General features: G+C 39.9%; 20 protein-coding genes and 1 riboswitch. Of the genes, 17 read left to right on the forward strand and 3 right to left on the reverse strand.

What is annotated here, in order from left to right:
* Position 1 precedes the first annotated feature (1 nt).
* The 8 genes from argF to AC0VYH_RS11250 all read left to right on the forward strand — a co-directional run bounded on the left by argF (position 2) and on the right by AC0VYH_RS11250 (position 8157).
* Entirely contained in the window at positions 2 to 970 is a 969-nt protein-coding gene (gene argF / locus AC0VYH_RS11215; protein ID WP_475367382.1) for an ornithine carbamoyltransferase, read from the forward strand.
* Positions 971 to 1040: 70 nt separating this feature from the next.
* Positions 1041 to 2252 carry an argininosuccinate synthase gene (locus AC0VYH_RS11220; RefSeq protein ID WP_475373755.1) on the forward strand — a complete coding sequence of 404 codons (1212 nt, stop codon included), beginning with the start codon at positions 1041 to 1043 and terminating at the stop codon, positions 2250 to 2252.
* 12 nt (positions 2253 to 2264) lie between these two features.
* Positions 2265 to 3647 (forward strand): argininosuccinate lyase, encoded by a 1383-nt coding sequence (argH, locus tag AC0VYH_RS11225; RefSeq protein WP_475367384.1) that lies wholly within the window; start codon positions 2265 to 2267, stop codon positions 3645 to 3647.
* Positions 3648 to 3968: 321 nt separating this feature from the next.
* Positions 3969 to 4106 (forward strand): hypothetical protein, encoded by a 138-nt coding sequence (locus AC0VYH_RS11230; RefSeq protein ID WP_475367385.1) that lies wholly within the window; start codon positions 3969 to 3971, stop codon positions 4104 to 4106.
* Between the two features lie 122 nt (positions 4107 to 4228).
* Positions 4229 to 5098 carry a patatin-like phospholipase family protein gene (locus AC0VYH_RS11235; protein ID WP_475368990.1) on the forward strand — a complete coding sequence of 290 codons (870 nt, stop codon included), beginning with the start codon at positions 4229 to 4231 and terminating at the stop codon, positions 5096 to 5098.
* 73 nt (positions 5099 to 5171) lie between these two features.
* Positions 5172 to 6620, forward strand: a complete 1449-nt coding sequence (gene aldA, locus AC0VYH_RS11240; RefSeq protein ID WP_475367387.1) for an aldehyde dehydrogenase — start codon at positions 5172 to 5174, stop codon at positions 6618 to 6620.
* 104 nt (positions 6621 to 6724) lie between these two features.
* Positions 6725 to 7840 carry an aminopeptidase gene (locus tag AC0VYH_RS11245; RefSeq protein WP_475367388.1) on the forward strand — a complete coding sequence of 372 codons (1116 nt, stop codon included), beginning with the start codon at positions 6725 to 6727 and terminating at the stop codon, positions 7838 to 7840.
* 110 nt (positions 7841 to 7950) lie between these two features.
* A complete protein-coding gene (locus AC0VYH_RS11250) occupies positions 7951 to 8157 on the forward strand; it encodes a hypothetical protein (protein ID WP_098443633.1) in 207 nt (68 codons plus the stop codon).
* Between the two features lie 75 nt (positions 8158 to 8232).
* On the opposite strand, the gene AC0VYH_RS11255 is transcribed toward AC0VYH_RS11250, so the two are convergent.
* On the reverse strand, positions 8233 to 8928 hold the full coding sequence (locus tag AC0VYH_RS11255; protein WP_475367389.1) for a Crp/Fnr family transcriptional regulator: 696 nt from the start codon (positions 8926 to 8928) through the stop codon (positions 8233 to 8235).
* 104 nt (positions 8929 to 9032) lie between these two features.
* Here AC0VYH_RS11255 and AC0VYH_RS11260 point away from each other — a divergent pair, with 104 nt between their 5' ends.
* The 4 genes from AC0VYH_RS11260 (at position 9033) to AC0VYH_RS11275 (ending at position 12156) form a co-directional block, all read left to right on the forward strand.
* Positions 9033 to 9239: a glutaredoxin family protein gene (locus tag AC0VYH_RS11260; RefSeq protein WP_475373756.1), complete on the forward strand. Its 207-nt coding sequence runs from the start codon at positions 9033 to 9035 to the stop codon at positions 9237 to 9239.
* 270 nt (positions 9240 to 9509) lie between these two features.
* Positions 9510 to 10796, forward strand: a complete 1287-nt coding sequence (egtB, locus tag AC0VYH_RS11265; protein WP_475373757.1) for an ergothioneine biosynthesis protein EgtB — start codon at positions 9510 to 9512, stop codon at positions 10794 to 10796.
* Complete coding sequence (gene egtD, locus AC0VYH_RS11270; RefSeq protein ID WP_475373758.1) at positions 10793 to 11764, forward strand: L-histidine N(alpha)-methyltransferase; 972 nt, start codon at positions 10793 to 10795, stop codon at positions 11762 to 11764. Before egtB ends, egtD begins: the two co-directional genes overlap by 4 nt.
* A gap of 77 nt (positions 11765 to 11841) precedes the next feature.
* Positions 11842 to 12156: a thioredoxin family protein gene (locus AC0VYH_RS11275; RefSeq protein ID WP_194221634.1), complete on the forward strand. Its 315-nt coding sequence runs from the start codon at positions 11842 to 11844 to the stop codon at positions 12154 to 12156.
* Positions 12157 to 12188: 32 nt separating this feature from the next.
* Here the strand turns inward: AC0VYH_RS11275 and AC0VYH_RS11280 are convergent, their stop codons facing one another.
* Positions 12189 to 12419, reverse strand: a complete 231-nt coding sequence (locus AC0VYH_RS11280) for a hypothetical protein (protein WP_475367393.1) — start codon at positions 12417 to 12419, stop codon at positions 12189 to 12191.
* Between the two features lie 225 nt (positions 12420 to 12644).
* A riboswitch (cyclic di-GMP riboswitch) is annotated at positions 12645 to 12733 on the forward strand.
* A gap of 25 nt (positions 12734 to 12758) precedes the next feature.
* On the opposite strand from AC0VYH_RS11280, the gene AC0VYH_RS11285 reads away from it, so the two are divergent.
* The 4 genes from AC0VYH_RS11285 to AC0VYH_RS11300 all read left to right on the forward strand — a co-directional run bounded on the left by AC0VYH_RS11285 (position 12759) and on the right by AC0VYH_RS11300 (position 16849).
* Positions 12759 to 12896, forward strand: a complete 138-nt coding sequence (locus tag AC0VYH_RS11285) for an anti-repressor SinI family protein (protein ID WP_475367394.1) — start codon at positions 12759 to 12761, stop codon at positions 12894 to 12896.
* 381 nt (positions 12897 to 13277) lie between these two features.
* Positions 13278 to 14660 carry a glycine--tRNA ligase gene (locus AC0VYH_RS11290; protein ID WP_194221635.1) on the forward strand — a complete coding sequence of 461 codons (1383 nt, stop codon included), beginning with the start codon at positions 13278 to 13280 and terminating at the stop codon, positions 14658 to 14660.
* 125 nt (positions 14661 to 14785) lie between these two features.
* On the forward strand, positions 14786 to 15355 hold the full coding sequence (locus tag AC0VYH_RS11295) for an HAD-IA family hydrolase (RefSeq protein ID WP_226613073.1): 570 nt from the start codon (positions 14786 to 14788) through the stop codon (positions 15353 to 15355).
* A gap of 87 nt (positions 15356 to 15442) precedes the next feature.
* The gene (locus AC0VYH_RS11300; RefSeq protein WP_475367396.1) at positions 15443 to 16849 is read left to right on the forward strand and encodes an MFS transporter; all 1407 of its coding nucleotides are present in this window, start codon (positions 15443 to 15445) and stop codon (positions 16847 to 16849) included.
* Between the two features lie 46 nt (positions 16850 to 16895).
* Here AC0VYH_RS11300 and gltC read toward each other — a convergent pair whose 3' ends face one another.
* Complete coding sequence (gene gltC / locus AC0VYH_RS11305; RefSeq protein ID WP_194221638.1) at positions 16896 to 17801, reverse strand: glutamate biosynthesis transcriptional regulator GltC; 906 nt, start codon at positions 17799 to 17801, stop codon at positions 16896 to 16898.
* A 176-nt stretch (positions 17802 to 17977) separates the two neighbouring features.
* On the opposite strand from gltC, the gene gltB reads away from it, so the two are divergent.
* Positions 17978 to 22567, forward strand: coding sequence for a glutamate synthase large subunit (gene gltB, locus AC0VYH_RS11310; RefSeq protein ID WP_475368995.1), 4590 nt, complete (start codon positions 17978 to 17980; stop codon positions 22565 to 22567).
* Positions 22568 to 22577: the final 10 nt, after the last annotated feature.

A 22577-nucleotide genomic window follows, 5' to 3' on the forward strand; every position in this document is an offset into this window, starting at 1 on the left:
AATGATGCAGTCGGTAAAAACGCAAAATGAAATCGCAGAAGGAATGAAGGGGAAAGATTTTCTATCGATCGCTGAACTTAGCAGTGAGGAGATTCATTATCTTTTGCAAGAAGCTGAACAGTTGAAAAAACTTCAAAAAGAAGGGATTCCTCATGGAGAATTAAAAGGAAAGGTGCTTGGGATGATCTTCGAAAAGTCATCAACAAGAACGCGTGTATCATTTGAAGTAGCGATGCTTCAGCTTGGCGGGCATGCTTTGTTTCTTAGTTCGAAAGACATTCAGCTTGGAAGAGGTGAGACGGTTGAAGACACCGCTAATGTGCTAGCAGGGTACCTTGACGGAGTAATGATTCGAACGTTTGGCCATGAGACGATTGAACGTTTTGCGAAAGCTTCTTCCGTTCCTGTTATTAACGGATTAACAGATACACATCATCCAGCACAAATTCTTGCTGATTTACTAACGATTATCGAGCATAAAGGTCATTTAAGTGGATTGAAAGCAGCTTATTTTGGAGATGGGAACAATGTGGCTCATTCACTTATTGAAGGGGCAGCGAAAGTGGGCATGAATTTCACGATCGCCTGTCCAGCAGGGTATGAACCAGATGAAGAGATCGTAGCGAAAGCGAACGAAGTAGCGAAAACAAATGGTTCGGTCATTGAAGTAACCGCTGATCCCCTTGCAGCTGCTAAGGATGCGGATGTTTTGATTACCGATGTGTGGGCGAGTATGGGGCAAGAAGACGAGCAAGCTGAACGCGAGGGCGTTTTCGAACCTTATCAGGTGAATGAGGAGTTATGCATAAATGCTGATGAAAATTACATCTTTATGCATTGCCTTCCAGCGCATAGAGGAGAAGAGGTTACAGCGGAAATTATCGATGGCTCTCATTCAGTTGTATACCAGGAAGCAGAGAATCGTCTTCACGCTCAAAAAGCACTTTTGAAACTTTTATTAAAAAGTTAAATTTTTTTCGTGCAATTTGAATAAATATACGTTATCATAGATATTAATACAAAGATAAGGAGTGGATGACATGGCAAAAGAGAAAATCATTCTTGCTTATTCCGGAGGACTTGATACCTCCATTTCGATAAAATGGTTAGAAGAAAAATATGGATACGAGGTTATTGCTCTTGGACTTGACGTAGGTGAAGGGAAAGATCTAGAGTCGATCAAGGAAAAGGCACTGAATGTGGGTGCCTCAAAAGCTTATATGATTGAAGCGAAAGAACTTCTTGCTGAGAATTATCTTTTACCCGCATTAAAAGCAAATGCATTATACGAAGGGAAATACCCGCTATCCTCAGCACTGTCACGTCCCCTCATTTCAAAGCTTCTCGTTGAAGCGGCTGAACGTGAAGGAGCTACGGCAGTGGCACATGGATGTACAGGAAAAGGAAATGATCAGGTTCGCTTTGAAGTATCGATTCAAGCGTTGAATCCGGACTTGAAAGTGATCGCTCCTGTTCGTGAATGGGGAATGACGCGTGATGAACAGATTGCTTACGCACAAGAAAAAGGGATCCCGGTTCCAGTTAAACTTGATAATCCATTTTCAATTGATGCCAACATTTGGGGACGTGCATGTGAGGCTGGTGTACTTGAAGATCCGTGGGCTGAGGCTCCAGAAGCCGCATTCGATTGGACAGCACCAATTCACCTAACACCTGATGAGCCGGAATACATTGAAATTGATTTTGTAGAAGGCTGCCCAACAGCACTTAATGGCCAAAAGATGGGGCTAGTTGATCTTATTGAGAAGTTAAATGAAATCGGCGGCGTCCACGGTATTGGACGTATTGATCATATTGAAAATCGCCTTGTTGGGATTAAATCCAGAGAAGTATATGAAAATCCAGGCGCGCTCATTTTGATTAACGCTCATAAAGAACTAGAATTTCTAACACATACTCGTGAAGTATCACAGTTCAAAACGACGATTGATCAGCAGCTTTCAAAACTGATCTATGATGGTCTATGGTATTCACCACTTCGTCAGGCGCTTGAAGGGTTCATTAACGAAACCCAGAAAGTAGTAAGTGGGAAGATTCGTCTTAAATTACACAAAGGGTCAAACACAGTAGTTGGACGTAAGTCAGAAAACTCTCTCTATAACGAACAACTTGCAACATATCTTAAAGGTGATCTCTTTGATCATGACGCTGCAGTTGGATTCATTAAACTATGGGGATTACCTACAAAAGTGAATGCGGAAGTGCATAAGAAACAAAAAGTAACTCAATAAGGAGATGTTAGTGTGTCTAAGCTATGGGGTGGACGCTTTACGAAAGAAACGAATAAGCTTGTAGAAGAATATACAGCTTCGATCCAGTATGATAAAGAACTAGCAGAAGAAGATATCGAAGGCAGTCTGGCCCATGTTCAGATGCTTAGTGAATGCGGAGTGATTAGTTCCTCGGACATGGAAGAAATCAAGCGAGGCTTACACGTTGTTCTTGAGAACATTCAGAATGGAACGTTTGAATACGATGTATCTCACGAAGACATTCATATGAACATTGAAAAAGCACTCATTGATGAAATAGGACCTGTTGGAGGAAAGCTGCATACCGGTAGAAGTCGTAATGACCAGGTTGCAACGGATATGCATATGTACCTTATAAAAAAGGTTAACCATTTTATTTCACATATCGAAGAGGTTCAGCAGGCGATTCTAAGCCAGGCTGAATCTCATGTTGAAACTGTTTTACCAGGTTATACACATTTGCAGCGTGCTCAACCTGTATCATTTGCCCATCATATGCTAGCGTATTTCTGGATGTTTGAACGTGACAAGGAAAGATTTCAAGACAGCTTAAAGAGAACGAGTATGTTACCGCTTGGTGCAGGCGCACTAGCTGGAACAACCTTTCCGATTGATCGTCATCGCACGGCAGAACTGCTAGGTTTTGACGCCGTTTATCCTAACAGCATGGACGCTGTTAGTGATCGTGATTTTATTGTCGAGTTTCTTTCAAATGCTTCCATGCTGATGATGCACATGTCCCGTTTGTCGGAAGAAATGGTGATCTGGAGCAGTCAGGAATTCCAATTTATCGAACTAGACGATTCTTTCTGTACGGGATCGAGTATTATGCCACAGAAAAAGAATCCGGATGTTCCTGAACTTCTTCGTGCGAAAACAGGTCGTGTTTATGGGAATTTGTTTAGCTTGTTAACGGTATTAAAGGGACTACCGCTTGCTTATAACAAAGACATGCAGGAAGACAAGGAAGGCATGTTTGATACAGCTAAGACGCTTGATGGCGCTCTTCAACTTTTGGCGCCTATGATTGAAACAATGACAGTACAGACAGAAAACATGAAGCAAGCAGTTAATGAAGATTACTCTAATGCAACCGATATTGCGGATTACCTTGTGAATAAAGGAATGACGTTCCGCGAGTCACATGAAGTCATTGGAAAGATTGTTCTTTACGGTATCGAGAGAAAGAAATTTTTACTTGATCTTACAATGGAAGAATTTAAATCATTTACGCCATTATTTGAAGAAGATGTTTTTGAAGTGCTTAAGCCTGCTAATGTGATGAATGCAAGAAAAAGCTATGGAGGTACGTCGCCAGAGCAAATCGCAATTCAGATTAGTTTAGCACATCAGCATGTGAAAGAAAATGCATAAAGGGCCCTATCCGATAGGATAAGACCCTCATGAAGAAGGAAGTTATTAGCGTTTGCTAAACAAGCGATGGGGTAGAACGGTAGTTGTCTTTTGGAGACACCTCTTTCTAATGAAAGTTGTTAGAGCCTTGTTTTACCAACAGAGTAGTTCAACGCGACCATCTCCTTAAAAGCTTCCGTTTTCCTTATGCACTTTTGTTCTTCCCTCTTCACTAATTATCATAGCCACTTTCATCTGGTTCTATACATGTTCATTTCACTTTCTTTCGGATACTTTTTTTCCGTAAGTGGGAGAATATGAAGAGATGAAAGGAGGGGTAAGATGGGCCGAGGAAAGGCATTTGATCATAAGAAAAAAGGTATGGAACGTGAACGACCTAAAACAGCAGATCAAACAAAGTTCCCTCAAGAAGCATCAACAGGGCATAAAACAATTCAGAATGAAGAACGCGAAGAATAAAGGAAGCTTCCTGCACTGGCAGGGAGCTTTTTACTTTTGACGAGTAACTAAGCTTGCTTTCTTGAGGTTCATTTACAACTCCAGTAAAATTAACTATAGATGATTGAAAAGGGGACTTTTAAATGAATTCAGTAGGTCTTGTACTAGAAGGCGGAGGGATGAGAGGCGTTTACACGGCAGGCGTTTTAGAGTATATGATGGAGCACGATTTGTATTTTCCTTACGTGATTGGCGTATCTGCTGGTGCTTGTAATGCAGCTTCATACCTCTCTAGGCAAAATGGAAGGAACCGCACAGTACTTATTGATTACGTGAACCATCCAGAATACATTTCATACAAAAATTTATTTCGTAAAAAACAGCTGTTTGGTATGGACTTGATCTTTAATGAAATTCCTTCTACTCATGTGCCCTTCGATTTTGAGGCATTTCAGAATGCTACTGAGCAATTTGTTATTGGCACAACAGACATCTCTACTGGAAAACCTTATTACTTTAATAAGAAAGATGATGGTGAACAGATTCTTTCGATTCTAAGAGCATCGAGCTCATTACCATTTATGGCGCCGCCCGTCCAAATTAATAATCGTTTTCATCTCGATGGGGGTATTACAGATCCGATTCCTGTTCAAAAATCGGAAGCCGATGGCAATAAAAGTCATGTCGTCGTTTTGACCCGTAATGAAGGATATCGAAAGCAGAAATCAAAGTTATCATGGATGATCCAACGTCTTTATCGGAAAAATCCTGCGCTCGCACAAGCCATTACAAAGCGATATATTCATTACAATCAAACACTTGATCATATAGAAGCAAATCGGGAAAATTATTTTATCATTCAACCTTCCACACCTCTTGAAGTAGCACGGATAGAAAAGTCACAGCTTCGTCTCACGACTTTATACAATCAAGGATATGAAGAGATGAAAAGGCATCATAAAGAACTAGAAGCTTGGCTTGAGAAGAGGGAGTTAGCGAAAGAACCTGTTTGAATGTGTGATCATATGTTTAAGAATATAACTAACTTGGGAACAGTTCTCCAACACTATGTAGGAGGTCTTTCAAGTGAAAAGCTATCAACTATACATTAACGGTGAATTTACAAACAGTCATTCAGAAGAAATGCTCGAAGTGATCAATCCAGCTACAGAAGAAGTGATTTCACGAATTCCGAAAAGTGATGAGAATGACGTGCAGCGTGCAATTGAAGCCGCTAAAGCTTCCCAAAGAGATTGGGAAAAGAAACCTTCAATTGAACGAGCTGATTACTTATATAAGATTGCAAATAAAATTGAAGAGAAAAAAGAAGCTTTTATTAACATGTTGACTGAAGAAAATGGTAAAACAGTAGATGCTTCAAAGGCAGAAGTAGACCTAACGATTGATTACTTCCGCTATATGGCAGGTTGGGCAAGACGATATGAAGGAGAAGTACTCCCAAGTGATCGCCCGAATGAGAATATTCTTGTATTCAAAAAGCCGATCGGAATCGTTGGGGGTATTGTGCCATGGAACTTCCCAATGTTTATCTTTGCTCGGAAGGTAGCACCAGCGTTTGTCACAGGCTGTCCGATTATTATTAAGCCAAGTCAATATACGCCAAATACAGCATGTGAGCTAGCAAGTATTATCCATGAAATCGGCGTTCCTAAAGGAGTATTTAGCTTAGTTACCGGTAAAGGTTCAGACATTGGTACGCCACTTGCTTCTTCACCAGACGTGCAAATGATTAGTTTAACAGGAAGTTATCCGGCAGGTTCAAAAGTGATGGAAGCGGCTGCTAAAAACATTACAAAAGTGAATCTTGAGCTTGGTGGCAAAGCGCCAGCGATCGTAACGAAACATGCGAACGTTGACTTAGCCGTTGAGAAGATTACGACATCTCGTATAACAAACAATGGTCAGGCTTGTACAAATGCAGAACGTGTATATGTGCATGAAGATGTAGCCGAAGAATTCATCTCGAAAATTACTAATACTTTTAAGAATACAAAAGTAGGGGACTCTTTAAACGAAGATGGATGTGACATAGGTCCACTTGCGAACAAACAGCAAATCGATTCTGTCGAAGAAATGGTGAATAATGCAGTGAAAGCTGGTGCTGTTGTGAAAACAGGTGGGAAGCGTGTAGATCGGGACAAAGGCTTTTTCTTTGAACCTACTGTTCTGACTGATGTATCCCAGGATATGAATGTTATCCAAGAAGAGATTTTCGGACCAGTCTTACCGATTGTTGTATATAGCGATTTTGACAAAGTTCTAGAAATGGCTAACGATACTCATTATGGACTATCTTCATCGATCTTTAGTGATAACATGCACGAAGTGATGAAAGCATCGAATGTCCTTCGTTATGGTGAAACTTATGTGAATCGTGAGAACTTTGAAGCGGTGCAAGGGTTCCATGCAGGTATGGGACAATCAGGTATCGGTGGTGCAGATGGCAAACATGGTCTTAATGAATATCTTAAGACACACGTAATCTATATGGAGTACGATCAAGATATCAAATAAGAAAACCGGGCGTATGCCCGGTTTTCTAATGTTTGAAGAAACTCCGGTATAGAGCGTATAATAGAAAAGGTTAAGAATATTAATTTGATGAAAAGAGGGAGAATATGTTTGATTCTCGTATTATAGAGTTTGCAGAGAAACTTGTGCAGTATTCTACAAAAATTCAACAAGGTGAACATGTCTTGATTGAAGCCTTTGATGTGAATAATTCATTAGTGCGGAGTATTGTAAAAGAAGTACATAAAGCAGGTGGCTTTCCTCATGTGAATTTAAGAGATAATCAAGTTCTTCGTGAGCTATTGATGAATGCCACAGAAGAACAAATTACAGAATGGGCTGAAATCGACTTAAATCAAATGGAGAAAATGGATGCGTATATTGGCATTCGCGGTTCTGAGAACATTAATGAACTTTCTGACGTTCCTGAAGCGAAAATGGCTCTCTATAATCAGATTTACAAAACAAAAGTTCACAGCAACCAACGTGTAAAACAAACGAAATGGGTTGTGATGAGATATCCTAATGAATCAATGGCACAGCTATCAGGTATGAGTACAGAAGCATTTGAAGATTTCTATTTCAATGTTTGTACAATGGATTACGCAAAAATGAGTGAGGCGATGGATGCCCTTGTTGAGCGTATGAACAAAGCTGACGAAGTCCGAATCGTCTCCCCGGATACAAATTTAAGTTTTTCTATTAAAGATATTCCAGCTGTAAAATGTGCGGGTGAACTTAACATACCTGATGGAGAAGTATTTACGGCACCTGTAAAAGATAGCGTCAATGGCGTCATTACGTATAATACACCTTCTCCTTATAACGGTTTTGTGTTTGAAAACGTCCAGCTTACTTTTGAAAACGGAAAAGTGATTGATGCAGTTGCAAACGATACAGAAAGACTTAATCAAATTCTCGACACGGACGAAGGTGCACGATATATCGGAGAATTCGCTATCGGCGTCAATCCTTTCATTCGTGAGCCAATGAAAGATATTCTCTTTGATGAGAAAATCGATGGATCTTTCCATTTCACCCCAGGACAAGCCTATGATGAGGCACCAAACGGCAACGATTCTTCCGTTCATTGGGATCTTGTTTTAATCCAACGTCCGGAATATGGTGGCGGGCAAATCTGGTTTGATGATGAGTTAATTCGCAAAGATGGCAAGTTTGTCCCTGAAGCACTTCAAGTGTTAAATCCAGAGAATCTAAAATAAAGAAGAGAAACGCATCCATTGGATGCGTTTTTTCGTACAGATGACCAATCACATTTTCAGTTCTTTGAATATAAATAAAGAAAACTACTTAAGACAGGAAGTGCCTTCCAATGGAAATACATTGTGATGGATGTACGAAGGAGATGAGAGACTGGGAAACCATTCATATGGTGAAGTTCGATAAATGGTATGTTGGTCATTTCAACTGTTTATTGAACTTGAAAAAAAAATTAAATCTCAATAGACCGATTAAGTGGGATAAACTAGAAGGAAAAAAGGATAACCAGAAAGACTCAGATGGAAAAACTGCAAATTAGATCGAGGGGCAAGAAAAGACGCTAATGAAACTTAGCGTCTTTTCTTGTGAAGAGGATATCTGATGTCTCTGCTTCTTATTCTCCGTTTTCTTCCATGTAGGATATTGCCTGTTCTGCATGGATCGCAAATGTTAGCGGCGTTTTTTTTATGTAGCCAGCTTTTTTAAGTTCGCTAATCGTGGCGCTCACTGTTTCTCTTGTGGAACCGATCATCGTAGCGATATCATAATGCGTTAACTTAATATCAATGGTTTGCCATTCATTTTTTCTTTTACCAAATTTTTCGCTGAGTTTCATTAAAAGCGATAGGATTCGGTATTTTACACTTCTAAGCGCCAGGTTTTCACTCATTTCATAGATTTCTTTTAAACGAGATGAAAGAATTTCAATGAATTTTATGGCGAGCTTGGGGTTTTCAGAAATAAGTTCTTCAAATTGATCTTTACCGATGACGCAGACATATACGTCAGACATGGCTTCCGCATATACGGAATCATCATTGAGAGAGAAACTAGATGTTTCACCGAATATGTTGCCGTCTCCTAGAAGGTCAACAGTTAATTGTTTACCTGCAGCGTTAGAGCGAAAGAGACGTACTGTTCCTTTTTTTAAAAGGAAGAGGGCTTTCATCGGTTTTTCGGGCCCCAGTATGACCGTTCCTTTTTTTAAAGGTTGCATGTCACTTACACGATCAATTTGTATTAAGTCATTCATTTCGAGTTCTTCAAATAAGTTGATCTGAGATAACATTGTTAATTTATCTATTTTCATCACCTTCATTCATGTCAAAGTAGTTGTACTCCGTAAGTTAGCTTACATCATTTTATCTATTTTATCACTTATACTAGACTATGTTAGGAGGTTAGATGTCTAACATGGAACAGATTACATTATTTACGATTACAAGTTGTATCGATTGTTATAAAATGAAACAGCATCTAAAGGTAAAAAGCATCCCGTTTGAAGAAGTCAATTTAATGGAACAGCCGGATCGACAGGATGAACTCATTAAAGTTGCTGGGGAATTTGTTGTACCTTTTCTTGTAGGAGGAAAGGAAGCTCTTTCTTTGGAAGACCTTTAATAGCCAAGCAATAATGAGAGGAATAATATAGAGCACGCATTAAATAAGGTGTTACGAATGCTAGATTCACATCTCCAATACTTTTCCTGTTATTAGAGGAAGAGAAAAGCAATTGTTGGATACAGAGGACATTCTCCTAACGACACAGGACTTTAAAGATATATTAAATGTTCTCTTCGAAACAGGAATATGTCTTTAAATGTTTAATTTAGTTAAAACTAGGGTAAAACTTTATGTTCATAAATTATTAAGATTTTGGGGGAGGAACTTATGGTACAACAATCCATTCAATTAAACGAATTACGAAAACAATTGCTTCATGCTTATGAAGCAACACGCACAATGACGAACACCTTAGTGGAACCACTTGAAACGGAGGATTTCACTATTCAATCGATTCCAGATGTAAGTCCTCCCAAATGGCACATGGCCCACACGACGTGGTTTTTTGAAACGTTTATTCTGAAAGAATACTGTGAAAATTACAAGTCGTTTCACGAAGAATTCGAATACTTATTTAACTCTTACTATGAAAGTGTAGGAAGTTATTTCCCTCGCCATGCAAGAGGCTTGCTGAGCAGGCCAAGTATAGATAAAGTTAGAAGCTATCGATCTGATATTGATGAAGAAATGGTTACTCTTATTCAAGAAATTGACGATAGTAAACTTCACCAAGTTGCTGATTTAGTAGAAATCGGATTGAATCACGAGCAACAGCATCAAGAGCTTTTAATGACAGACATTAAATATAATTTTTCCATTAATCCATTGAAACCCGTCTACCGTTCACTTGAGGTTAATTCTAAAGAAAAAGCTACACCATTAGAATGGATCTCATTTGAGGGAGGGCTGATTGAAACGGGTATAAATGAAGATGATGGTTTTTCCTTTGATAATGAACGTCCAATACATAAATCTTGGCTTGAGCCATTTAAGTTAGCGACTAGAACAGTAACGAACGGGGAATATCTTGCGTTTATTAAAGCTGGTGGTTATAAAGAAGCGACCTACTGGTTATCAGATGGTTGGGCAACAGTAAAGAAAGAAAATTGGCAAGCACCGTTGCATTGGGTTGAAAAGGATGGGGAGTGGTATACCTTTACGCTTCATGGGTTAGTTCCACTAAATTTAGAAGAACCTGTTACACATATTAGCTACTACGAAGCTGAAGCATATGCAAGCTTTGTAGGTAAAAGACTTCCTTCTGAGTCCGAATGGGAACTTGCAGTTCGCGATCAGCCGATTGCGGGTAATTTTGTTGAAGATGGCATCTATCATCCCGTCGCATCGGTCAAGAAAAATGAAGGTATAATTAAAAAAGCCTATGGAGATGTGTGGGAATGGACGAAAAGTCCTTATATGCCTTACCCAGGTAATAAACCGCTTGACGGGGCGTTGGGTGAGTATAATGCAAAATTCATGAGCAGTCAGATGATTCTAAGAGGCGGATCATGTGTTACCTCCGTAACTCATATTCGCCCGACCTATCGAAATTTCTTTGGTCCAGATAAACGCTGGCAATTTACCGGCATTCGTCTTGCAGATGATGAGCTATGATAAAAACTTCGCCAAGTATTCAGCTAGTTGATCTTTTACCAGAACAATCTGATCGACTTCAAGAAGTTTTAAAGGGATTGACAGCTCCTAATAAGAAGCTTGAGCCTAAATTTCTTTATGATCAATATGGATCTGAGCTATTTGAAGAAATCACACAGCTAGAAGAATATTATCCGACTCGAACGGAACTTGGAATAATGGAAGAGTCTCTTGATGATATTCTTGCTTACATTGGCGAAGAATCTAGGGTTATTGAATTTGGAAGTGGGGCAAGTCGCAAAATCAGACTTCTTCTTGAATCTGGATTGATTCAAGAATATAGTCCTATTGATATATCGAAAACATTTTTGAAAGAGTCTGCAGCACAATTGGCATTTGATTATCCTAACATTAAAATTACTGGTATTGTTGCGGATTATACAAATGCCTTTCATCTGCCGGAACATCTGCTTGATCCTTCTAAAAAAAAGACGGTCTTTTTTCCCGGTTCTACAATCGGTAATTTTGAGAAGCAAGAAGCAGAAAGGTTTTTATCAAGAATTTCGAGTACACTATCAAGTAATGATGGATTATTAATTGGAGTTGATCTAAAGAAATCACCATCTCTTCTGCATCGTGCTTATAATGATAGCAAGGGAGTAACTGCAAAGTTTAATTTAAACATGCTTCGTCATTTGAATCTTTCGTTAGGGGCGAATTTCTCCCTAGATCAGTTTGAGCATTACGCCTATTATAATGCTAATCTGGGAAGGGTTGAGATGCATCTTGTCAGTATGCTAGAGCAAATGGTGACCGTTGGTGATCAACATATCCATTTTGAGAACCATGAAACGATTCATACGGAGAATTCCTATAAATATAGTCTAGAGGAATTTAAACTGTTAGCAGAGAATTCAGGTTTCACATCAATGAAAACATGGACTGATCAAGAACAGCTTTTCAGTTTGCACTATCTTAGTGTGAAATAACGTAAGCTTTCTTACAGACATTCAATGATTATTTCGATATAATTGTTAATGAAGATATAGGTGAAGGAGAGATAATCATGAAGAAGATTGAAACAGCTGATTCTTATCAGTCATTCATTAACAATAATGACGTATCCATTCTAAAATATGAAGCTAACTGGTGCCCGGATTGCAAGCGCCTTGACTTTTTTATTGATGATATAATGAATGCTCATCATGAAAAACAATGGGCTCAAATCGATATTGAACAATTCCCTGAAATTACAGAGGAAAATGATGTTATGGGTATCCCGAGCCTTCTTGTCTATAAAGACGGCAAAAAGATTGGTCACTTGCATAGTGCGAATACCAAAAATCCAGATCAGGTGAAAGAATATTTAAGTCAATTCTAAACAAAAGAGAAGGTTGCGAAGGCAACCTTCTTTTATTTTGTTAGAACATATTCAATGGAGCCGTCGATTAATGAATGAACAAATGCAACTGTATATCCAATGCTAAGGTAAGTAGAAAGTGTCTCACTACAATGGGGATGTAATGGTTCTGTTGGGGCATGAAGACTTTTATACATGGTTTTTACGGTACTAGAGGTGGGTTCACAACGAAGTAGTACAACATGTTTGCCGCTCCAGGCGGTACTAATATGATTTCTCTGCATATCACTCTTCCTTTGTGAAAAATATATTCAGGGAATACAGTTAGGATATGAGTGAAATCCTAGGATGTTAGAAATAGAAATGAAAATTTAAAAATATTTTGAATTTTCATCAGATAACTGGTATATTAGTAGCATATAACGTCAAACTTCTCGATAATCGCATTTATTCACTAAAAAGCTGTGTGTTTTGTAAGTTTAAGGTCGGAATGTGTCATTTCTGAATTCTCCAGACAAGGGCAAACCATCCTAAAGGGTGGGACGCAAAGACACAGGTCTAATGTTGGTTCTCCAACGATGACGGCTGGTCCTCCTGGAAAACCCAAGAAGGAGGAGAAAAGAATGACCATGGCGAAACCTAAGCCTAAGAAGGTACTTGATCAAGAATGGGTTATTCTCATGAGGGCTGCCAGGGAACTTGGATTGAAGAAAGAAGAGGTACAGGCATTCTTAAGACAAGACAAAAACCGACATCTATGAATATACATAAATGAATGACGACCTTTAAGGTCGTTTTTTTGTGATAAGCTTTGATGAAAGCAAATACGGTGTGAAATGAATAATCCTTGACTTTAGGGCAATATTTTTTGTATCATATGTCATATCAATTGCATACATAAACCATACTAACTATGAAGGATAAATAGTAGTCAGAATAACCTTGACTTTAGCGATTCGGGGACGGTGGAAGCCCGAACGAGGTCTGATGAAACGGCAGTCTGGAGTTACGTTTCTCAAAGTGGATGCCTTATTTGCATCAACTAGGGTGGAACCGCGGGTGCATAAGCTCTCGTCCCTGGACATTTTTTGTCCATGGATTGGGAGCTTTTTATATTGATTGAGAAAAAAGGAGAGAATGACATGACAATTTCAATGGATCAGATCGTTTCAGTATCAAAGCACAGAGGATTTATTTTCCCTGGTTCTGATATTTACGGTGGACTAGCAAATACGTGGGATTATGGACCACTTGGTGTAGAACTTAAGAAAAATATTAAAGATGCATGGTGGAAGAAGTTTGTTCAAGAATCACCTTATAACAGTGGTCTAGATGCCGCCATTCTAATGAATCCAAAAACGTGGGAAGCTTCAGGTCATTTAGGTAATTTCAATGATCCTTTAATTGATTGCAAAAGCTGTAAAACACGTCATCGTGCAGATAAATTAATTGAGGACGCTCTTTCTACTGATGAAGAGGACATGATTGCAGACGGCCTTTCATTTGAAGAAATGGAGCGTTTGATGAAAGAAAATCATATTACTTGCCCTGAGTGTGGCAGTGAAGATTTCACAGAAATTCGTCAATTTGATCTTATGTTTAAAACCCATCAAGGTGTAACTAAATCGAGCACGAGTGAAATTTACCTTCGCCCAGAAACGGCGCAGGGAATCTTTGTAAACTTTAAAAATGTTCAACGCTCTATGCGTAAGAAAGTGCCTTTTGGTATTGCGCAAGTTGGAAAAAGCTTCCGAAATGAAATTACACCAGGTAACTTTACATTCCGTACTCGTGAATTTGAACAAATGGAGCTTGAATTCTTCTGTAAGCCAGGTAACGAATTAGAGTGGCATGAGTATTGGAAAGAGTACTGCAAAAACTGGCTTCTAAATCTTGGTGTAAAAGAAGATAGCATCCGACTGCGTGAGCATGCAGAAGATGAGCTGTCGCATTATAGTAATGCAACAACTGATATCGAGTACAAGTTCCCATTTGGCTGGGGCGAACTTTGGGGTGTTGCTTCACGAACAGATTACGACTTAAAGCAGCATATGGAACATTCCAATGAAGATTTCACTTATCACGATCAACAAACAGGGGAGAAGTATGTGCCTTATTGCATTGAGCCTTCACTTGGTGCTGACCGCGTCACTCTTGCTTTCTTGATTGAAGCATATGAGGAACAGGAGCTTGAAGATGGCACAACTAGAAGTGTGATGCACTTCCATCCAGCGATCGCTCCGTTTAAAGCTGCTGTATTCCCTCTATCTAAGAAGCTTTCTGAAGAAGCGCGTGCTGTTCATGCGGAACTTTCGAAATACTTTATGGTTGATTATGATGAGGCTGGCTCAATTGGTAAACGTTACCGTCGTCATGATGAAGTTGGTACACCGTACGCTATTACATTTGATTTTGATTCTGTTGAAGACCAACAAGTGACGATTCGTGACCGTGACACAATGGAACAAAAGAGAATGCCGATTTCTGAACTGAAAAGCTTTCTTGAAGAAAAAACACAATTTTAATGTAGGAAGCCGCTCAAAATACGAGCGGCTTTTCTTTATAATGAAGAATAACAATGATTCTTATTGATCGTTTACCCACGAGATTAAGCTAACTTGTTGTATAACTAATAAGGAGTGAATAGTAAGTGAAGATTCTATGGGATTTTGATGGCACATTATTTGATACATACCCTGCTTTTACAAAAGTAATGAAAGAATTAGTTTCTAAAGATGTAAAGGAAGAAGATATTTTAAAAGAGCTAAAAGTGTCTTTTCGTCATGCAACGGAAGTGTTTCATTTAACTGAAGAACAAATTAAAACGTTTCGTGAAATGGATAATGCCTTGTCACCAGAAGATAAACCACCATTTCCAGGTTTGAAAACAATTCTTCAAAAAGCTGAATTAAATGTCATTATGACTCATAAACCGCGTGAAGAGGTGATCACGATTTTAAAGTATTTTAATATGGAGCATTATTTCGCTGATCTTGTTGCCGGAGATGATGGATTTCCACGTAAGCCTGATCCTGCTTCCTATCACCATTTGAATAACAAGCATCAGCTTGATCTTGCCGTTGGTGACAGAGTACTCGATATTCTTCCTGCTAAAGAAGTGGGAATGAAAACGTGTTTATTTCAGAATGATTCTTCAGGCGCTGATCTATATGTTACTAATTATGAGGACTTGAAAAACCTGTTATGGCCATCTTCGTAAATAGCTTTTTATGGCCATTTAAAAGTTGAAGTCCTTCATATTCATATGTGATAATACACATATGAATATGAAGGGGATGGTTTTGCCGTGGATAAAAAACTTCGGTTTATTTTAATTACATTCTTATTAGGTGTTTTTCTAGGCGCGCTTGATTCAGGGATCGTTTCTCCTGCCTTAACAACGCTTATAGAAGATCTTGGCATTGATTTGAAATGGACAGTTTGGGTCGTTACAATCTATACACTTGTTTATGCGGTTAGCATGCCGATTGTAGGAAAACTTGCTGACTTATTTGGAAGAAAGCGTATTTTTCTTGCTGGGATTACATTATTTGCACTAGGTTCCCTTCTTGCGGGATTTAGTCAATCACTGCCTGTTCTATTAGCAGGGAGAGCGATTCAAGCCCTCGGTGGAGGGGGAATCATACCAATAGCGAATGCTGTAATTGGAAGTAGTTTCCCGAAAGAAAAGCGAGGTATGGCCCTTGGTTTAGTTGGTGCTATGTTTGGCGTAGCAACTATACTAGGACCGAACGTAGGGGGGTTCTTCGTTGCACAGCTTAGCTGGCGCTGGATTTTCTTTATCAACCTTCCAATTGCCGTTGTAATTATCATAATGGGACTTAAACTTCCGGATGACCGAACAGAGAGTAAGAAACCTTCACTTGATTGGGGTGGGGCGCTTGTTCTATCATTTCTAATTGTGTCCCTTTTACTAGGTCTAACCAACCTTGAAACGAGTGAATTTCTTCAATCCATCCAATCATTGCTTGTATGGCCATTGTTACTTATCAGTCTTGTGCTTATTTACCCTTTGATCAAGGTCGAAAAAGCGGCCGCAGACCCTATACTGAAATTAAGCTACTTTACTGATCGGAATATTGTTCTCGCATTACTTATTTCAACGATTACCGGCATTGGGATAATTAGTATGATTTTCGTACCGTCATTCTCTGAAATTATCTTGTCATTATCAAGGGGCCAGGGTGGTTATGTGATGACAATTTTAGCCGTTGCTTCTGGATTTGCAGCACCTATAGGTGGTGTTCTTCTTGATAAGTGGGGCGCCAAACAAGTCGTGTTATTAGGATTTTCATTAAGTCTTCTTGGCTCACTCGTCTTTACTTATCTAGCAGATGGATGGCTAACCCTTTCGCTTGGTATGGTGCTGTCTGGTGTTGGGATTGGATTTACAATGGGCACACCGCTTAATTACATTATCCTTGAGTTAACTCCTGATCGAGAAGCTGGCGCAGCGCTTTCTTTAGTAAGTTTATTTAGATCTGTTGGCACGTCGCTTGGTCCTGTTATCCTTGCAGGATTCATTGCGACTTCAGGTTCAAGTACATTTAGCGGTAGCAAAATAACGGATGGAGTAAGGGATATGATTCTATCAGGATATGAGCATATGTATCTAGCTGCTTCGGTTATATTTCTAACTGGACTTATTCTCGGCGTCTTTCTAAAAATGCCGGCAAAAGCCTCACAAAGTTAATTGATTTAAAAAACCATGTCGAGCGTATACGCTCGACATGGTTTTTTTATTGTCCAAATCGGTTAAGAACTTCATAAAAATGGGTAAGAAATTCAAAAAACTTTCTTTCAGAAGGAGCTAACTCTCTTCCTTGCGGGATAATGACGCCGACTGTTCTCGTGACGTTTGGCTCTGATAACTCAATTTTGACTGTCTCACCTGGGAGCTGCTCAGATAGGGTAATCTCTGGTAGTAGACTTACGCCAAGTCCAGCTGCAACTAGTCCTTTAATCGTATCGATATCTTCACCTTCAAATGCAATACGTGGTTTGAATCCAACTTGCTGGCAGGCTGAAGTAACGAGATGATGCAGGGCATAACCAGAGCGAAACAGCACAAATGGTTCATTTTTTAATTGTCCGAGCCGTAGCATTGGATAATCGGCCAGGGGATGAGATATAGGGAGGAGGGCTAAAAGTTTTTCTGTGAAGAAAATATGTCCATCAACATCAGTTCGATCTTTCGGCACTGGGGACACGAAAGCAATATCTATCTCCCCTTTACTTACTGCATCGGTAAGATCTTGTACAGATCCCTGTCTTAATTGAAATCCAACGCTTGGATGCTCCTTTCGAAATGCAGAAATAACGGTAGGTAATGTTTTAGCGGCAAGGCTGTTTGGAAATCCAATTCGAATCGTCCCTGTATCAGGATTTAAAAATTCATATACAGCTTGTCTCGCGCGTTCGATTTCTGAAATGGCCGTTTCAGCATGATCCATAAAAATATGTCCTACTTGTGTTAGCTTTACATTCCGTCCTTCTCGAATAAATAACTGCACTCCAAGCTCAGATTCAAGGTTGGCAATTTGTCTACTTACAGCTGATTGTGCGACGTGAAGGGAATTAGCTGCGTCTGTCACATGCTCCCGTTTCGCGACTTCCATAAAATAATACAGTTGCCTGAGTTCCATTTAAAGCAATCTCTCCTTTGATTCATATCAATATTAGATTAATTATATCTAAATTATATATTGGAAGCATTGGTTAAAGCAATGTACAATAAGTGTAGAATATTTAAACAATTTCGACGTTATGGCGTTAAAGCGAGAAACCATAATGAATTGGGATAAGAGCGAGGAGTGGGATTATGGATAGAAGTAACTTTCCAGAGAAACAAGGATTATATGATCCAATTCATGAGCATGACGCTTGTGGCATCGGACTGATCGCCAATATAAATAATGTGCCTGCACACGACATTATTGAAAAAGGAGTCTATATGTTACGCCAGCTAGATCACCGAGGAGGGCAGGGAAGCGATCCTGACACGGGTGACGGTGCGGGTATTATGTTACAGATTCCACACGAGTTTTTCAAAAAGAATTCAGGGTTCAACCTACCAGATAAAGGTGAGTACGGAGTAGGAATGATGTTCCTTCCGGTAGATAATCAGCTGAGACAGCGTGCAAAACAAATTGTTGAGAAAGCAATCAAGGAAGCAGGTCAAGAGTTTATTGGCTGGAGAACGGTTCCTGTAGATGAAACGACAATTGGAGAAGCAGCATGTATTGCTCAGCCTGTCATTCGACAGGTCTTTATTAAGAAAAGCGATATTTCAGCTGAAGAATTTGAACGTAAATTATACGTTATTCGTAAAAAAGCAGAGAAGCAAGTCGCTCAAGATTCACAGTTATCAAAAACAAAGTATTATGCAGCGAGCTTCTCCAAAGATACGATTGTTTATAAAGGGATGTTAACACCAGAACAGCTGGATCAATTTTATCTTGATTTGAAAGATCCTAGTTTTAAATCAGCTTTTTCAATGGTGCACTCACGCTTTAGTACAAATACTTTCCCAAGCTGGGATCGTGCTCATCCAAACCGTTATCTTATTCATAATGGGGAGATCAATACTCTTCGTGGAAATGTGAACTGGATGAGAGCAAGGGAAGGAGCTCTTCAATCGGAAGTATTTGGAGATGACATGAAAGACATTGCTCCAATTGTTCGTCCAAATGGAAGTGACTCCTCTTCATTAGATAACTGTCTTGAATTCTTGAATCTCTCAGGCCGTTCATTACCACATGCGGCTATGATGATGATTCCAGAGCCATGGGACCGTGATACTACGATGCTGGATCCAAAGAAAGCCTTTTATGAGTATCATAGTACATTGATGGAGCCATGGGATGGTCCAACAGCTATTGCGTTTACTAACGGTCGTCAAATAGGAGCGATGCTTGATCGTAATGGTTTGCGTCCTGCACGATACGTGATCACAAACGACGACACGTTTATTCTTTCTTCTGAAGTTGGCGTTATCGAAATAGAAGAAGAGAAAATTTCAGAAAAAGGCCGTTTAAGTCCTGGGAAAATGCTACTACTCGATCTAGAGGAAAAGCGCCTTGTTGAAGATGAGGAGATTAAAGCGCAAATTGCGACTGATCAACCTTATCGTAAATGGCTTGATGAAAACCTTATGAGTCTTTCACCAGAAAAAGTGAAGACAAGACAGATAGATGAGAAAGAACTCGTCCAAACACAGCGTGCTTTTGGATACACATATGAAGAACTTACAAAAAATATCGCGCCGATGGTTACTGAGAAAAAGGATCCGATTGGCTCAATGGGAAATGATGTTCCATTAGCTGTTCTTTCTGAGCGACCACAGTTACTGTTTAACTACTTTAAACAGTTGTTTGCTCAAGTAACGAATCCACCAATTGATTCGATTCGAGAAGAATCCGTTACTTCAACAATGACGCTGCTTGGCCCTGAAGGAAATTTACTTGAAACAAAACCGGGAAGCGCTAGAAGAATTCGTCTTGAAACACCTATTTTAACAGATAGTCGATTTGAAGCGATTAAGGCATTAGACGAAGAGGACTTTCATCCTGAAACACTTAGTTTATTGTTTAATGCAGCACGTGGTGAAACGGAAATGGAGCATGCACTTCTGGCGTTATTCCGTAAAGCTGATCGCGCAATTAAAAACGGGAAAAGCATACTTGTTCTCTCCGATTTTGGAGTGAATCATGAGAAAGCGGCGATTCCGTCTTTACTTGCTCTAAGTGGCCTACATCACCACTTGATTAAACGCGAGACGCGTACGAAAGTAAGTTTGATCGTAGAAACAGGTGAAGCTAGGGACGTTCATCAGTTTGCTATGTTAGTTGGTTACGGAGCAGACGCCATTTATCCATATGCTGCTTATGACTCGATTGACCATATGATTAACGACGGGACGATTGAGGGCTTTTCTTTCGAAGATGCCATTGATAATTATATTGATGCTGCGACAACTGGAATTGTAAAAGTGATGTCCAAAATGGGCATTTCAACAATTCAAAGCTATCGAGGAGCGCAAATTTTCGAGGCAATTGGAGTTAGTAACGAAGTAATTGATCGTTATTTTGCTGGTACAGCTTCGCAAATTGATGGTATTCCAATCGATGTTATTGCAACAGAAACGTTAATGAGGCATCACTTTGCTTATCATGATTCTGAATATAGTGATCTTACACTTGAAACAGGTAGTGAACTGCAGTGGAGAAATGGGGGAGAGCACCATTCATTCAATCCGAAAACCATTCATACACTCCAACACGCTGCAAGAAGTAATAACTATGAATTATATAAGAAATTCTCTGGCATGGCGTTAGAAGAGAATCTCACTTATTTAAGACAGGCGATTGATTTTGGTTCGAAAGATGCGATCTCGATTGATGAGGTTGAAAGTGTTGAATCGATTACTCGTAGGTTTAAAACGGGTGCAATGAGCTATGGTGCCTTAAGTGGTGAAGCTCACGAAGCTCTTGCGATTGCAATGAACCGTATAGGTGGACGTAGCAATAGCGGTGAAGGTGGAGAGGACCCTTCTCGTTTCACTCCTGATGAAAATGGTGATCTTCGTCGAAGCTCTATTAAACAGGTAGCATCAGGTCGATTTGGTGTATCAAGCTACTACTTAAGCAATGCAGATGAAATTCAAATTAAAATGGCACAAGGTGCGAAGCCTGGTGAAGGTGGTCAGCTACCAGGGAAGAAAGTATACCCTTGGATTGCTGAAGTTCGTGGCTCGACTCCAGGTGTTGGACTGATTTCACCACCTCCACACCATGATATTTATTCGATTGAGGATCTTGCCCAGCTAATTCATGATTTAAAGAATGCAAATCCATCTGCACGAATTAACGTAAAGCTAGTTTCAAAAGCAGGCGTTGGTACGATTGCTGCAGGTGTAGCTAAAGGGCTTGCAGATGTTATTCTCATTAGCGGATATGAGGGTGGAACAGGAGCATCTCCAAGAACGAGTATCAAACACGCTGGTCTTCCATGGGAACTTGGTCTAGCGGAGACGCATCAAACACTCGTATTAAATGATTTACGTGATCGTGTTGTTCTAGAAGCTGATGGAAAAATGATGACTGGTCGCGACGTCGTGATGGCAGCTATTCTAGGCGCTGAAGAATTTGGATTCTCGACAGCACCGCTAGTCGTTCTTGGTTGTATTCTTATGAGAGCGTGCCATCTTGATACGTGCCCGGTTGGTGTAGCTACTCAAAACCCTGAACTACGTAAGAAATTTATGGGGAATCCGGATCACGTCGTGAACTACATGCAGTTTATTGCACAAGAAGTTCGCGAAATCATGGCTGAGCTAGGCTTTAGAACAATCGAGGAAATGATTGGACGTACGGATGTACTGAAAGTAAGTCGTCGCACGAAAGATCACTGGAAAGCAAGATACCTTGATCTAAAACCGCTTCTCTATCAGCCGCATGTGTCAGAAGAGGTTGGACGCTTCAAACAGCGTGATCAGGATCACAAGTTAGAAGCTGCACTTGACAATACGTCAATTATTCCTGCAGCACTCGGTGCGCTCGAAGAACAGAAGCCATTTGAGGGATCTTATGTTATTAGAAATACAAACCGCGTTGCAGGTGCTCTACTAGGACATGAAATTACGAAGCGCTATGGCGCAGAAGGACTTCCAGAAGATATGATTCGCTTACACTTCACAGGTTCAGCAGGTCAAAGTTTTGGAGCCTTCGTACCAAATGGCGTCACAATGCAACTAGAAGGCGATGCAAATGATTATGTAGGTAAAGGGTTATCAGGTGGGAAACTGATCATCCATCCGTCAGCTAAAGCTGAATTTGCTCGTGATGAAAATACAATTGTAGGTAACGTTGCTTTCTACGGAGCAACTTCAGGTGAAGCTTATATTAGTGGTCTCGCAGGAGAGCGATTCTGTGTGAGAAATAGTGGTGCAAGTGCGGTTGTTGAAGGTATTGGAGACAACGGATGTGAATATATGACAGGTGGCCGTGTTGTTGTTCTTGGCGAGACCGGGAAGAACTTTGCAGCAGGTATGTCAGGTGGAATTGCCTATGTTCTTTCAGATGACCAGGAGGCGTTTAAGCGCAATGTAAATGCTGAAATGGTTCACATTGAATCACTACGTAACTATGACGAGATTCTTGAAGTGAAGCATATGATTCAGCAGCATGCATACTTTACTGATAGTCCAAAAGCGATCCGTTTCATTCAAAACTGGAATGAAGTTGTCGGGAAGATCGTGAAAGTAATTCCGAAAGAATTTAAAAGAGTCACAGAATCATTAGAAGAATTGAAAGAAAAAGGCTATGAAGATGACGACGCAGCATATGAGGTGTTCCAACAGGCTAAGAACGGTCAAATGAAGCCACGTCAAAGCGACTTGGAACCGGTATAAGGGGAGGTAT

This window comes from Anaerobacillus sp. QJM3NY_32, from assembly GCF_056173645.1.